Origin of the sequence: Mangrovibacterium sp., assembly GCF_041596335.1 — a bacterium.
Lineage (GTDB): Bacteria > Bacteroidota > Bacteroidia > Bacteroidales > Prolixibacteraceae > Mangrovibacterium.
Genome location: NZ_JBFHIT010000010.1, coordinates 1 through 14,319, shown reverse-complemented (window position 1 = coordinate 14,319; position 14,319 = coordinate 1). Strand labels below are relative to the sequence as shown.

8 protein-coding genes and 1 tRNA gene are annotated in these 14,319 nt (G+C 43.9%); 3 read left to right on the top strand and 6 right to left on the bottom strand.

What is annotated here, in order from left to right; genetic code table 11:
• Positions 1–68: 68 nt before the first annotated feature.
• On the bottom strand, positions 69–2,933 hold the full coding sequence (gene uvrA, locus ABZD21_RS05535) for an excinuclease ABC subunit UvrA (RefSeq protein ID WP_372773507.1): 2,865 nt from the start codon (positions 2,931–2,933) through the stop codon (positions 69–71).
• 1 nt (position 2,934) lies between these two features.
• The gene (locus ABZD21_RS05530; RefSeq protein ID WP_372773505.1) at positions 2,935–3,870 is read right to left on the bottom strand and encodes a lytic transglycosylase domain-containing protein; all 936 of its coding nucleotides are present in this window, start codon (positions 3,868–3,870) and stop codon (positions 2,935–2,937) included.
• 331 nt (positions 3,871–4,201) lie between these two features.
• On the opposite strand from ABZD21_RS05530, the gene ABZD21_RS05525 reads away from it, so the two are divergent.
• Positions 4,202–5,386, top strand: coding sequence for an aldo/keto reductase (locus tag ABZD21_RS05525; RefSeq protein ID WP_372773504.1), 1,185 nt, complete (start codon positions 4,202–4,204; stop codon positions 5,384–5,386).
• Positions 5,387–5,517: 131 nt separating this feature from the next.
• Here the strand turns inward: ABZD21_RS05525 and ABZD21_RS05520 are convergent, their stop codons facing one another.
• The gene (locus ABZD21_RS05520; protein WP_372773502.1) at positions 5,518–6,585 is read right to left on the bottom strand and encodes a hypothetical protein; all 1,068 of its coding nucleotides are present in this window, start codon (positions 6,583–6,585) and stop codon (positions 5,518–5,520) included.
• Positions 6,586–6,917: 332 nt separating this feature from the next.
• Here ABZD21_RS05520 and ABZD21_RS05515 point away from each other — a divergent pair, with 332 nt between their 5' ends.
• Together ABZD21_RS05515 and ABZD21_RS05510 are read left to right on the top strand one after the other, a co-directional pair.
• Positions 6,918–7,352: an acyl-CoA thioesterase gene (locus ABZD21_RS05515; protein WP_372773501.1), complete on the top strand. Its 435-nt coding sequence runs from the start codon at positions 6,918–6,920 to the stop codon at positions 7,350–7,352.
• Positions 7,353–7,450: 98 nt separating this feature from the next.
• On the top strand, positions 7,451–7,993 hold the full coding sequence (locus ABZD21_RS05510; RefSeq protein WP_372773500.1) for a hypothetical protein: 543 nt from the start codon (positions 7,451–7,453) through the stop codon (positions 7,991–7,993).
• 148 nt (positions 7,994–8,141) lie between these two features.
• Here ABZD21_RS05510 and ABZD21_RS05505 read toward each other — a convergent pair whose 3' ends face one another.
• The 3 genes from ABZD21_RS05505 to ABZD21_RS05495 form a co-directional block, all read right to left on the bottom strand.
• Positions 8,142–9,035, bottom strand: a complete 894-nt coding sequence (locus tag ABZD21_RS05505) for an outer membrane beta-barrel protein (protein ID WP_372773499.1) — start codon at positions 9,033–9,035, stop codon at positions 8,142–8,144.
• A gap of 51 nt (positions 9,036–9,086) precedes the next feature.
• Positions 9,087–13,787: a T9SS type A sorting domain-containing protein gene (locus ABZD21_RS05500; protein ID WP_372773497.1), complete on the bottom strand. Its 4,701-nt coding sequence runs from the start codon at positions 13,785–13,787 to the stop codon at positions 9,087–9,089.
• Between the two features lie 406 nt (positions 13,788–14,193).
• Positions 14,194–14,266 (bottom strand) — tRNA-Gly (locus tag ABZD21_RS05495).
• Positions 14,267–14,319: the final 53 nt, after the last annotated feature.

The following is a 14,319-nucleotide window of genomic DNA, read 5'->3' as shown; positions in this document are numbered from 1 at the left end:
GTTTCTGAATTCATTCCGTTTTAGCTAAACCTGTTTTGGCTTGGTTCAGCCTGTTTGAGTTTTGCAGTTTATAAAGCTAACTCTTTTTTCAGAAAGGTTGCCGTATACGATTCGTGTTTTGCAACGATTTCCTCAGGTGTACCAGCGCCCAAAATCAGACCTCCGCCACGACCTCCTTCGGGCCCGAGATCGATAATATGATCGGCCACTTTTATAACATCCAGGTTGTGCTCAATGACAATGACTGTATTTCCGCGTTCGACCAGTTTATTGAGTACGCCCAACAGAATACGGATATCCTCAAAATGCAGCCCTGTGGTTGGTTCATCGAGTATATATAACGTTTGCCCCGTATCTTTTTTGGCCAACTCTGTAGCCAGTTTCACCCGCTGTGATTCGCCGCCGGAAAGAGTTGTTGACGATTGACCAAGTGTGATGTAGCCCAAACCAACTTCCTGCAAGGTTTTCAATTTATGGGCGATTGATGGCAGGCTTTCAAAGAATTCCACGCCCTGATTAATGGTCATATCCAAAACATCGCTAATGGATTTCCCTTTGTAGCGAACCTCGAGGGTTTCCCGATTGTAACGTTTCCCATTACAGCTGTCGCAATGCACATATACATCGGGGAGGAAATTCATTTCAATCAACTTCAATCCTCCTCCCTGGCATTCTTCACAACGCCCTCCTTTTACATTAAAGGAGAAACGGCCCGGTTTATAGCCTCTGATTTTCGCTTCGGGCAATTGTGCAAAAAGAGCGCGAATATCGGAGAACACGCCTGTGTAAGTCACCGGATTTGATCGGGGAGTGCGTCCGAGCGGCGATTGATCCACCTGAACCACTTTATCAATATACTTCAGTCCTTCAATTTTATCGTAGGGCAGCGGATCTTTCAGTGAATTGAAAAAATACTGGCTGAGAATAGGCTGCAAGGTTCCGTTTATCAAACTTGATTTTCCGCTACCGGAAACACCGGTTACACAAATCATTTTGCCGAGCGGAAAACTTACATCAACCGATTTCAGGTTATTTCCAGAGCAACCAGTCAGCTTTAAGCTTTTGCCGCTTCCTTTCCGACGGTTTTCCGGCACAACAATTTGATGCTCCCCTTTCAGATAACGCGACGTGAGTGTATCGGCAGCAAGCACTTCCTGTGGTGTTCCGGCAGCCACCACTTCACCACCATGACGCCCTGCAAACGGGCCCATATCAACGAGATAATCGGCACAAAGCATCATATCTTTATCGTGTTCCACCACAATGATTGAGTTGCCGGTATCGCGCAGTTTCTCCAGTGAATTGATCAAGCGAAGGTTGTCGCGCTGGTGCAAACCAATGCTCGGTTCATCCAGGATATACAGCACATTTACCAGTTGCGAACCAATCTGGGTGGCCAGACGAATACGTTGAGACTCTCCTCCGGAAAGCGTTCCTGAGGAACGATCAAGCGACAGGTATTCAAGTCCTACATCGATTAGAAAACTCAATCGGGTACGGATTTCCTTGATGATCTCCTCTCCAATTTTGCGTTGGCGCGACGAAATTCGGTCTTCCAGTCCCTGAAACCAACTACTCAGTTCCGAGATATCCATTTTGGCCAGCTCCGAAATATTTTTTCCGTCGACCTTAAAATAGAGCGACTCTTTTTTCAACCTTAAGCCATTACATTCGGGGCAAGCTTTTTCACGCACAAATTGGTTGGCCCATTTCTGCGCTGTTTTCGACGGGTTATCATCCCGCTGACTATCAATATATTTTACAATACCCTCGTAGCTCATATTATAATGAACTGAGCTTCCAAGCGGCGAATTTTTGAGTGTGATCCGTTCGTTTGTTCCATACAAAATAGCGGTCATCGCTTCTTCCGGAATATCTTTTACGGGCGACTTCAGCGTAAAACCGTATTTCTCGCCCAAGGCTTCTATTTGCCAAAAAATGAGTGTATTTTTTTGCGATCCGAGCGGAGCTATTCCACCTTTGGCGATACTCAATTCCGGATCCGGAATAATTTTTTCCTGATCAATTTCGGCTATTCGGCCAAGCCCGTTACATTTCGGACAAGCACCTTGTGGCGAGTTAAACGAAAAATTGTGCGGAGCAGGTTCGTTGTAGGAGATTCCGGTAGTTGGACACATTAGCTGTCGGCTATAGAATTTCAGGTCGTCCGAATCATTGTCCATAATCAGGCTGACCCCGTTTCCGTGTTTCATCGCCGTTTGAACCGATTCTTTGAGGCGTTTTACGATCCCCTCATCCACCGTGAGCCGATCGATTACAATCTCGATGAAGTGATTCTTATAGCGATCGACCCGCATATTTGGCTTCAGTTCAACCACTTCCCCATCAATCCGGGCATATAGAAATCCCTTTTTCCGGGTTGATTCGAACAGCTCGCGATAGTGCCCTTTCCGACCCCGGACCAAAGGCGCCATGATCACAATTCGTTTCCCGGCAAAGTGCTCCTGAATAAGCTTCAGTATTTGGTCATCGGTGTATTTCACCATTAGCTCTCCGGTCTCGTACGAGAAAGCTTCCGAGCCCCTGGCGTACAACAAACGCAGAAAGTCGTAAATCTCGGTTACCGTTCCAACGGTAGAACGAGGGTTTTTATTTGTTGTTTTCTGCTCAATGGAAATCACCGGACTCAATCCGGATATCTTATCCACATCCGGACGTTCCATATTGCCCAAAAATGAGCGCGCGTAAGCGGAGAAGGTCTCAATATAACGCCGCTGTCCTTCGGCATAAATGGTATCGAAAGCCAGCGAAGACTTTCCGCTGCCACTTAATCCGGTAATTACGGTTAACTTATTACGCGGAATTTCAACATTAATATTTTGCAGGTTGTGCACACGGGCACCCTGTACAATAATTTTTTCATCCTGATCCAGCAACTCGTCCTCCGGCTGCACTTTATCGTTCTCCACCATCTTAGTTATTTACGTTGGTCCGGAATCCTTCAGCCGGCACTTTAATCACATAGGTTTTTCCTTTGGCGTTTGTCAGGTAATTCTCGCGGAGCCAAGGGTTTAACATTTTCAGAATTTTATAATTGGTTCCGTGCTCCTGCGCAAAGGCGGCAAAATCTTTCACCGGTCCTTTTACCGTGATTGTTTTCACATTCCACAGTGGATATTTCTCTTGTTCTTTTACTTTAAAACCATATTCCTCAGGGGTTTCCATAATCAATTTCAGCGCGAGAATCCGGAATACGTAGCGCGATGTTTCCTCCCCCATCAGCAAGTCGTAATAACTGGTTTCTTTCTGTCGTTCCAATTGCCGATCCATAAAACCTCGGCCGGCATTGTATGATGCGGCAACCAGAGTCCAACTACCGTACTTTTTATACGAATCTTTTAAATAGCGGCAAGCGGCATGGGTAGCCTTCTCCAGATGATAGCGTTCGTCGACCTCTGAGCTGACTTCCAATCCATAATCGGCCGCTGTTCCTTTTAGAAACTGCCAAAAACCAGCTGCTCCGGCAGGCGACAAAGCCCGTTGATCGAAACCACTTTCAGCCAGTGCCAAATACGCAAAATCCACCGGAACGGTATCTGCTTTGAGAATGGGAACAATGATATCCATGAAACGAGGAGCCAGTTTCAGGAACCGTAAGGTTTGCGAATGAAAATAGCTGTTCACCAGCAACTCCCGATCGAGGCTTTCGCGGACGTCGATATAATGCAACGGAACCGCTTCATCCATAAAACTCAACTTCTGCGGTAGCGCAACCGACCGATACATTGTTGGTTCTATTTCTTCAATTTTCACTTCTGGCAGAGTTGACGATTCCAGCAGATGAAACCCAACCAACAACCCCACCAACAACAAAACACTAAACAGTATTCTTCCTACAATCTTTTTCATATCCCAACGTGCTAGTTTAAACGGCAAAAGTAATGGTTTTCAGGTTGGCTATCAACGGTGTCGAACTTTTAATTTTCAATTCGGCACAGGAAGTAGAATGGATTTTCACGACTGACATGGGAAACAGGTGATGCAAACAATCTGCCGCATCAATGAAGCTGCCCCGTTACCAGACAATGCGATTTCGTAGGGTTGCAAATACCTGACCGCCGAAACATTCATTTTATTAGCCCCAGGTTAAAAGGAGCACCGGAAAAGCTCATTCAGTTAACCTTTCCCCAAGCTTCTTGTTTGTATTAGTTAGTTTTGTGCCACTTTAATAAAAACAAGCATGGATTTTAAAAGCGTTTCGTTTTACCGGCCAAAAATGGAATACCGCCGATTTGGAAAGACCGAAAAAAAAGTGAGTGTTATTACGCTGGGAGGTATGCGTTTTAAACATGGATGGGAAGAACCCCGTCACGAAATTCCGAAAGACACGCTGGACCAATGCCGGGAAACTGTTGAACGAGCCTTTCAACAAGGCATCAATCTGATTGAAACAGCATATGGTTACGGTAAAAGTGAAACCGTTTACGGAATTGTACTGAACGATGTATTGAAGGTTGAGCGGGAGTCGTACTTGCTGATGACCAAAGGAAATGCCACGACTGCAGTGGCGATGCGCGAAATGGTCATGGAACAGCTGGCGACACTAAAGACCGACTATTTTGATTTTTATGCCTGGCATGGAATCAACACCATGGAATTACTTGAAACGGCCTGTGCTCCGGATGGTCCAATTGCGGAACTTCTAAAGATGAGGAAAGAAGGGCTGATTAAACATATTGGATTCAGCACGCATGGCCCGTTGGATGTAATCCTAAAAGCCATTGAAACCGATCTGTTCGAGTTTGTCAACCTCCATTACTACTACTTCTTCCAACGCAATAAAGCAGCGATCGATTTAGCTCAATCTAAAGATATGGGGGTGTTTATTATCTCGCCAAACGACAAGGGAGGCCGATTGTACACACCGCCTCAAAAACTGATTGACCTAACTGCACCGCTACATCCGGTACAATGGAATGCCCGTTTCTGTTTGAGTCATTCTGCTGTTCACACACTCACCTTTGGGCTACCGGCAACAGCTAGCTTCGACCTGCTCGATGGTATTTTTCCTGCCCCGGCACCTTTTGCTCCAAACGACGAAGAAATAAAACGAAGAATGGATGATCAACGTGCGCTCGACCCCTATGCCGACTATGAAGGTTACGATATGCTGAATGATCCGTCGGGACTCAACATACCGGAAATCCTGCGTTTTCGGATGCTACTGAAATGTTACGATATGCGCGACTTTGGAATCTACCGATACAACATGTTTCAGGAAAAAGGCCATTGGTTCCCCGGACACATTCCAACAGCCGAAAACCTGCAGAAAGTAGACATCAGCCGTTGCCCAAAAAACGTTCCGATTATCGAATTGATTGAAGAAACCCATCGTGAACTCTATAAACCGAAAGAGAAAAAGTAGACCGTTGCAAAGAGCTTATTTTTTCCGACTGTTCGAATTCATACACATCAAGCTGTATACCTGCCTGTTAGGCTTAATAACGAAGCAAATATTGCAGAAAGAATCCAACAAATTCCTGTTCTTCCGGGGTGTTATTGCAACCGTCGGATCGTGTAATGGTCGGCACGGGTAACATAAGCAATTTCCTGACTATTTTTATTGAGAAGAATTACCCGACCACCGATATAACAAAGAAGCTCATCGTCGCTTAATATTGCTACTTCCCGAAATGCCCAAAACATCCAGGGAACTTCAAATGCATAGTTCATTGCCACTTCATTTCCCTGATCTATAGTCAACCCCTGAACAGCCCATCCTCCACCGGAAACTTTCCAATGCCTGATTGCGGGATCCCGAAAATCGACATCAACCAAGGAATACGAATCAGTCAGAACCGGGTAATACACTTTGTCATCGGCAGCAATAAACGATTCAACAATTACCTGATTGCTGTTTAAATATTTCTTTCCACAAAGTAAATCTACATTGCCGCTTTTTTCATTTTCTTTCAGGAAAATACGATCATCCGGATGATCCTTAGGAATTTGGTAAACCCGCTGCCCTAAAAAAGGATCTGCGACGGTTCCACTTATGATTTCCCCATCTCGTTCCAGGTACAACTCAAACGGATAGTTCTTTTTCAACAATGACTGATTGACCTCCAATTCGGTGAATAAACTATACTTACTGACACTGAGGTAAAGGAGAATCATTGCGGAATAGGAAAACACATTAATAATACCGGCCACCTTCAAGGATCGATTCCGGTTCCTTTTTTCCTTTGCAAAGATCAAATTGACAAAAGGCCATTCTACAACGACAGTCATCAGATAGAGTCCCACTAAACTGAAGATCCAAGCTACGAAAACACCTTTCAAACGAAACAGTGAATCAACCAATAGCTCCTGCCCCCAGAAAACAAGTGTGTTTCCCAAAATCCACGAAGCATAATTGGCTCCAATCATGATCAGCACTGAACGCACCCATTTTAGCTTAAAAAGCAAGGCAACTGCCAAACCTTCGACCACCCCAATAAGAATATTACCGAAAAGCATTTGCAGAACGGGCATCCACATAAGCGCTGTACCGGCGTTGGCCCAACTCACTTGAGGAATTAAAAGAACTCCCGGTAAAATAATCAGCCATTTAATTTTATTCATCCGATCAGGTTTTAATGAATTTGAGTGCATTTATCGGCGCCCATCAACCGACATGTACAATATTCGCTCTAAGTCCGGTTCCGACAAACCGGAAGCTCCATCTAATTTAGTGATTTCCGCAATTGGAATTGTGAATTATCCAGACACAAATCCGTCATGTTATGGAAATCGACTTACTCCATACGCATAAAAAACTGAAAAAGAAAAAGGCTTTACTTTTCTTGGCAAAACAGCAATCAGCTTGTAATAAACATCGGCTATGCTGTAAATTCATTTCCATGCTGTTCACAGAGAATTCTCTACCTTTGTCCGAAAATTAGCAACAATAAAAAATGGACTATATTTTTGAATTACCTTTCAAGGTGCGTGATTACGAGTGCGATTTGCAGGGAATTGTGAACAACTCGGTCTACCAAAATTATCTGGAACATACCCGCCATGAATTTCTGGAACATATTGGGCTTAATTTCGCAAAAATGCATAATGAAGGAATTGACGCAGTTGTGTTTCGGGTTGAAATCGACTATAAACTTCCGCTAAAAAGCGGTGACCAATTTGTTTGCAAATTAAACGTCGTTCGTGAAGGCAAACTGAAATTCATCTTTCTTCAGGATATCTACCGTCTGTCGGACATGCGACTTATATTGAAAGGAAAAGTGATTACAACCACAATTAGTTCGCAAACCGGCCGACCAGTATTTGCGCAGTCATTAGCAGATGCTTTTGATCTGTATAGCCGAAAAAACGGCCAACTCGCCTATTCCTAAAAGTTAGTTCTACTGTTTCATAGCTGAACATGAAACACATTCGGCACAGATCTTGTGTGACACCAAACATAAATAATACAAACCAAAACCATAAGCACATGAAAACATTTACTCTTTTTTTACTAATCATTGCAACTGCCTTATTCACATCCTGCGAAGGCGACCAGGGCCCACAAGGGATTCCCGGAGAAGATGGCTATGACATTTTGGGAACCACTTTCGAAATCGAAGGAACTTTTAGCGCATCGAATGACTACCTGCTCTACTACGAATTCCCAAGCAGTTTTACCGTTTACGACGGCGATGTTGTTATGATATACATCCTTTGGGAAGTTACAGAAGGACTGGATGTTTGGCGAGCCCTTCCACAGTCTGTATTCTTCAACGAAGGCGTGCTCCATTATAACTTCGATTACACATTGGGCGATTTACAAATATTTATTGACGGAACAATTGAGCCGGCACTACTGTCTTCAGATTATCTTCAAGATCAAATTTTCCGGATTGCAGTCATTCCGTCCGAATTAGCACAAAACAAATCCGTTGATATCAGCGACTACAATTCGGTGATGAAAGCCATGAAAACGTCAGATACTGCGATCCAAAAGATTCAAATTGACACAACAACAGGTCTCAACTAGTTTGAAAGAAGATCAACACGTAGAAACGTTCACCCTATTTAAGGAAACCTGACGCTGAATGCAGTTTCGGAAAGTCAGTTGACAAAAAAGGCAAATCCTCATATGTGGATTTGCCTTTTTCACGATATTATTTTTCTAATTATATAAACTATAAAGCGAATGCATATCGGAGTTTCAACCCGAGACCAATTGTTTTCATGTGTCCGGCATACGTGCTGCCTTCACCTCCGGGAGATGATTCCAGAACAGTATTGTAGGTCAATTTCGTTGGTTGAGCCGCATTGTATGAGATCAACGAACCGGTAGTTTCAGCAGTTTTCACAACGCTATTAAATGGTATATTCGCGAATATACCCACATACAGATTTCGTTTTTCTTTCAGGTTCTTTTTCACCCCTGCCTCCAACAAAAACGCATAGCTACTTCTAACATCCAGATCTTGCTTCCCGCTTTTCTGAAATCCCCAACTTCCAAAACCCATAAACTTAGGGCTGGTCAGTAAGGCATCCCACTGAGGGAAATACGCCGATGTATTTAAATCGAAGGCCGTCGTTTTAAAAATCCCTCTTATCGGTAATCCCATCGCCAATCCTCCTGAAGCATAAAACTTTAGATCATCAGATCCGCGTTCGTATTGTATCCGAACAGGTACATTCAATAGGGTAACACTTTGTCTCTCCCTGTACGTAGCTGCCGAATAGCGAAACTCAAAACTTTCGCCTTCAATATCGGTTGTTTGGTAACTGCCGGTAAAATCGTCGAACACCACCTGCGAACGATATTGCTGAACTTCAAGCCCTGCCGATACGCTCCAATGACTATTTAAATAATAGGCATACTGAAGCCCAAAACCAACGCCCCCTCGACCACTTCGATCTCCTTCATCATGATTCAGTTGATAGTTTAAGTATGAAAAAGCCCCATTGACGTAAAAGGAGAATTCACGGCTACCAAGGTTTTCTGACTGAGCACTGAGCCCCATGCTTGCAATTAACAGGACTCCACTCAATATAATATGTTTGTAACGGTTAAGTCGGTTCATATTCATCATTTTTGTTTTTTGTTTTTAAATACACTGAAATTGAGCCATTGATTATTTGATAATAATTTTTGAGCTCAACTCAACCCCTTCGGCATTGGTTGTCACTACATAGGTACCCGGGCTAAGCGATGAAGGCAAACTGAGATGATTTTCATTGGTTTTCACCTCTTCGAGCAACACTACGGATCCATATAGGTTGGTAACCTTTATCTTCATATTCTCTAACATTTCTGTCGTATATGTAGTAATCACATCAATCGTCTTTCCTGCTTCTGCCGGATTTGGTGAAACCATAATACTAAAACCGGCGTCTAACGTAACACTAAAATCACAGGTTCGATATACATCGCCGTTCTCTGCCGTCAGGATGGCGTAGTATTCCGCGTTTGCATTCAACGTATTGCTTGCATTCTCACCGGCAGAATAATACTGATTTGTGCCGACTAGCTTTCCGTTGATATACCACGCGAAACTCTTAAACCTATATCCACCGTTGTTGTCCGAGTTGTTATTGACCAGTAAAACGTTATTATACTTCTGAATAATGATACCATCAGGATCCAGGAAGTTATAAGGCTTTTGAACGGTTAACACGTAGGTTTCTGTTTGTGTACCATCTTCTGAGGTTACTACAATAGTCTTCTTGTACGTTCCTGTATTAGTTACATCAATCACAAATTCGTGAGCGATATTAACTGTTGCGTTCGTCTCTGTTGTGAAGGAAACTTCTACTTCCTCCATGTTGTCTCCACAATCCATCACGTATGAAATCGCGTTCCCTGGCTCAATCGTTGTATTCCCGTTGATGGTGATTTCATGGATCGATGCATCTGAACTTTGAATCGTCAACACACGAACAACTGATTCTGCCGGCAGATAATTATCATTTCCTGCTTGTGAAGCAGTGATTTCAACTACTCCGGAAGTCAATACAGTTACATTTCCGTCGGCATCGATCTCGACAGGAGCTGTGGATGCGGTGTAAGTATAGGTAAAAGTAACAGGCAAGCCCGAGCTGGCTGTTGCCGATAGGCTAAAATCAGGATCAGTTTCCAGATGTTGGACTGGAATCTCATCAAAAGTAATCGTCTGTTCAGCCTTGTCGATCGTCAGGTTAGCTTTCAATTCCACCTGAGAACAGCTGGACGCTTCAGCGTTTAAGGTCGCTACAACTTCATAGGTGCCGGCCTCTGTTTGGTCGTTGTTCAGATAAGTGACCGTAACTCCTTCCGGCAAGCCATCGACAGCCAAACTGTGCGAACTACCGTCGTAGGTATAGTTTCCATCGGCCATGGTTACTCCGACAATCGGTGAGTCTTCAATTTGAATATTCTGTGTTTGAGTGGCTTTATTGCCGGCAGCATCTTCGTATGTCCATGTAATAACTGTTGTTCCTGAAGTATTAATTGGGAAAACGCCATCGTTTGTTACCGTAACTGGTCCTAAACAATTATCGGTTGCTGTTGGCGCCACCAAATCTGCAGCTGAAACCTCACATTGCGCTACAACATCAGGCAAACTTGCCAAATCCGCAACGGGCACGGTAACATCCTCGATTACTACATTTTGCATTTGTGTTGATGTGTTCCCACTTGCATCTTCAAACGTCCAGGTAATTACAGTCGTTCCCTGAGCTGTGATCGGAAAGACACCATCATGCGTCACAGTCACTGTTTCGTCGCAATTATCGGTAGCTGTCGGTACAACCAAATCCAATTCGGTTACCTCACATTCATCAGTAACATCTGCCAAACTTTCCGCATCGGCAACCGGCGCAGAGCTATCTTCAATGACTGCATTTTGTGTTTGTGTTGAGCTGTTACCGTCTTCATCAGTGTAAGTCCAGGTAATAACTGTTGTGCCTTTTGCTGTAATTGGAAAAATCGCATCATTCGTTACAACTACTGTTCCGCCGCAATTATCAGTTGCAGTTGGAGCAATAACATCCGAAGCAACTATTTCGCACTGAGCAGTAACATCTGCCAACACCTCTGCATCAGGCACAGGCGCAGTAGTATCCTCAATTACAATGTTTTGCATCTGAGTTGAGCTATTACCAACGGCATCACTATAAGTCCAGGTAATTACCGTTGTCCCTTTCGTCGAAATCGGGAAGGTTACATCTGGCATTCCGATTACTGAACCGGAGCAATTATCCGTAGCCGTTGGTGCCATTACATCGGAAGCTTCCACTTCACATTGAGCTGAAATATCGGTTAAACTTTCCGCGTCGGCAACAGGAGGGGTCGTATCCTCTATCACTACGCTTTGTGTTTGTGTTGTACTATTGCCTGCTTCATCGCTGTAGGTCCAGGTAATTATGGTAGTCCCCTGATCTGTAATTGGGAATGCAACATCAGACACTCCCGTAACAGTTCCGGCACAATTATCAGTCGCTGTTGGCACTGTAACATCGGAAGCCATCACTTCACATTCAGCAGCAATATCCGGCAGGCTAACTGCATCGGCTACAGGAGCCGTAACATCTTCAATAACCACATTTTGTGTTTGCGTTGCACTGTTCCCCGACGCATCGCTGTAGGTCCAGGTAATGACAGTAGTGCCTGAAGTTGTAATCGGGAATGCAACATCAGGCACTCCAGTTACAGTTCCGATACAATTGTCAGTCGCCGTTGGAGCGACAACATCAGACGCGGAGACTTCACATTCAGCGGTGACATCCGATAAACTTCCCGCATCAGCCACTGGTGCTGACACATCTTCAATCACAACGTTTTGTGTTTGCATTGCTTTGTTGCCACTTGCATCTTCAAACGTCCAGTTAATTAGCGTTGTTCCGGCCGTTGTGATTGGAAAAACACCATCATTGGTTACAGTCACTGTTCCGGCACAATTATCAGTCGCTGTTGGTTCAACCAAATCAGCTCCGGTTACTTCACATTCGGCATTAACATCAGCCAAACTTTCGGCATCCGGAACAGGTGGCGTTGTATCTTCAATAATGACATTCTGTGTCTGTGTAGTGCTGTTTCCCGCAACATCAGTGTACGTCCAGGTAATAACCGTTGTTCCGCTAGTTGCAATTGGGAACGAAGCATCGTTAGTTACCGCTATGGGGCCTGCACAATTATCCGTTGCTGATGGAACAGCGAGATCATCAGCTGTGATTTCGCATTCACCGGTAACATCAGCCAAGTCAGCCACATCAGGCACCGGAGGAGTAACATCCTCAATAACTACATTTTGTGTTTGCGTTGTGCTATTACCTGCATCATCGGTGAAGGTCCAGGTAATTAATGTTGTCCCCTGTGTTGTGATTGGGAAGGTAATATCTGGTGTTGCGTCAACAGACCCCGAGCAGTTATCAGTTGCCGTAGGTACTGCTACATCAGAAGCTGCTACTTCGCATACAGCAGTGATATCTTCTAAGCCAGCAGCATCAGGAACAGGAGCTGTAGTATCTTCGATAACAATATTTTGTGTTTGAATTGCGCTATTTCCAGCCAAGTCGCTAAAAGTCCAGGTGATTACTGTTGTACCTTTTGTTGTAATCGGGAATGCAACATCAGGCACTCCCGTAACAAGTCCGGTACAATTATCAGTCGCGGTTGGTTCTGAAATATCAGAAGCCGTCACTTCACATTCAGTAGTAATATCTGTCAAACTAGCCGCATCGGGGACAGGCACCGTAATGTCTTCAATTACGACATTTTGTGTTTGTGTTGATGTGTTGCCACTCCCGTCGGTATAACTCCAGGTAATGATCGTCGTTCCACCAGTGGTAATCGGGAAAGAAGCATCATTTGTTACAGTTACTATTCCTGCACAATTATCAGTCGCTGTTGGCTCTGTTAAGTCACTTTCCAGCACCTGGCACTGGTCAGTAATATCGGCTAAAGTTGCCACATCGGGCGTTGGCGGCGTCGTATCTTCAATAATCACATTCTGCGTTTGTATTGACTGATTGCCATTTCCATCATCATAAGTCCAGGTTAGCACAGTAGTACCCTTGGCTGTAATGGGAAAAACACCATCATGAGTTACAGTTACCATTCCGGAACAATTATCCGTAGCAGAGGGTATTGACAAATCTGCTTCCAGCACTTCACATTCACCGATAATGTCTACCAGACTCTCCATATCAGGAACCGGCGGAGTGACATCCTGAATAACCACATTCTGTGTTTGAGTAGCCGTATTGCCAACCTTATCTTCAAACGTCCAAGTGATCACAGTTGTTCCCTGACTTGTAATTGGAAAAACCCCATCATGAGTAACGCTTACATCACCAGCACACACGTCGGTTGCCGTTGGTATTGTCAAATCGGCCTCGGTTACTTCACATTCAGCTGTGATATCCGGCAAACTTGTTGCATCAGGTACCGGTGCGTCAGATTCCATCACCCGAACCGTGGCAAAACAAAGCCCGAGTCCGTCGTCATTTTCATCTGCTGCTGCCACAATTAGTCGTACGGTATTATCACCGGCATCGTCACAATCAAAGCTATCGATGTCGACAAACAGGATGACTGGTCCGCCCTCATCATACGATCCGTCATCAATATCTTCCGGAGTAATGCTTGCCTTTCCACTGGCATCCAGATAGATCGTAATATTTTTACATATAGCAACCGGAGGAGGATTATCAATTGTCTCTTCCAACCCAGTTCGGGTTGATGCAGCATTTGCACTAAACTGAAAAAATAGAAAGATGATGAATATACCCCAAATTCCACCTAGGGAAGGGTACTTTTTCTTAGTAAAGAAAAAATCAGGTAAAAGTTTAGTCATTTTTCTCCTTTTTAAATTACACGAATCTTTTTGCACACAAGTTCTAAATTTATGAACATCACAGCTATTATCCTAACATTTCAAAAGAAAAAAACGGACTGTTGCACATCAGTCATATATAGTTGACATTAACTAAATATTTTCATATATAAAGTTCACAGGACAAGTTTTATATTACTTCGATTATTCGAACTGAAAATAAAACTACTATTTTCCACCCCTCAGCGACGATTGATTTTAAATTTGCCTTTTCAAAAAATTGAATCCAAAACGCTCAACCATTCCTACAAGCGATTCCAAACCAGCCGTTTAATGACAATTTCACACAACTACGTTGTGCCGAACACCCGTGATTTAATGACAAAAAAAAAGCACATCAATAATTTGAAGTGCTTTTAACTTAATGAGCGAGAGACGGGATTCGAACCCGCGACCCCGACCTTGGCAAGGTCGTGCTCTACCAACTGAGCTACTCTCGCAAACAATATTTTAATAAAAAAAGTACCCGGAGCGGGACTTGAACCCGCACGAT

What these genes read in the sequence shown, in the direction of transcription:
- ABZD21_RS05505 (WP_372773499.1), bottom strand. Translation starts at nt 9,035, where the DNA reads ATGAACCGACTTAACCGTTACAAACATATTATATTGAGTGGAGTCCTG.
- uvrA (WP_372773507.1), bottom strand. Translation starts at nt 2,933, where the DNA reads ATGGTGGAGAACGATAAAGTGCAGCCGGAGGACGAGTTGCTGGATCAG.
- ABZD21_RS05510 (WP_372773500.1), top strand. Translation starts at nt 7,451, where the DNA reads ATGAAAACATTTACTCTTTTTTTACTAATCATTGCAACTGCCTTATTC.
- ABZD21_RS05500 (WP_372773497.1), bottom strand. Translation starts at nt 13,787, where the DNA reads ATGACTAAACTTTTACCTGATTTTTTCTTTACTAAGAAAAAGTACCCT.
- ABZD21_RS05525 (WP_372773504.1), top strand. Translation starts at nt 4,202, where the DNA reads ATGGATTTTAAAAGCGTTTCGTTTTACCGGCCAAAAATGGAATACCGC.
- ABZD21_RS05520 (WP_372773502.1), bottom strand. Translation starts at nt 6,585, where the DNA reads ATGAATAAAATTAAATGGCTGATTATTTTACCGGGAGTTCTTTTAATT.
- ABZD21_RS05530 (WP_372773505.1), bottom strand. Translation starts at nt 3,870, where the DNA reads ATGAAAAAGATTGTAGGAAGAATACTGTTTAGTGTTTTGTTGTTGGTG.
- ABZD21_RS05515 (WP_372773501.1), top strand. Translation starts at nt 6,918, where the DNA reads ATGGACTATATTTTTGAATTACCTTTCAAGGTGCGTGATTACGAGTGC.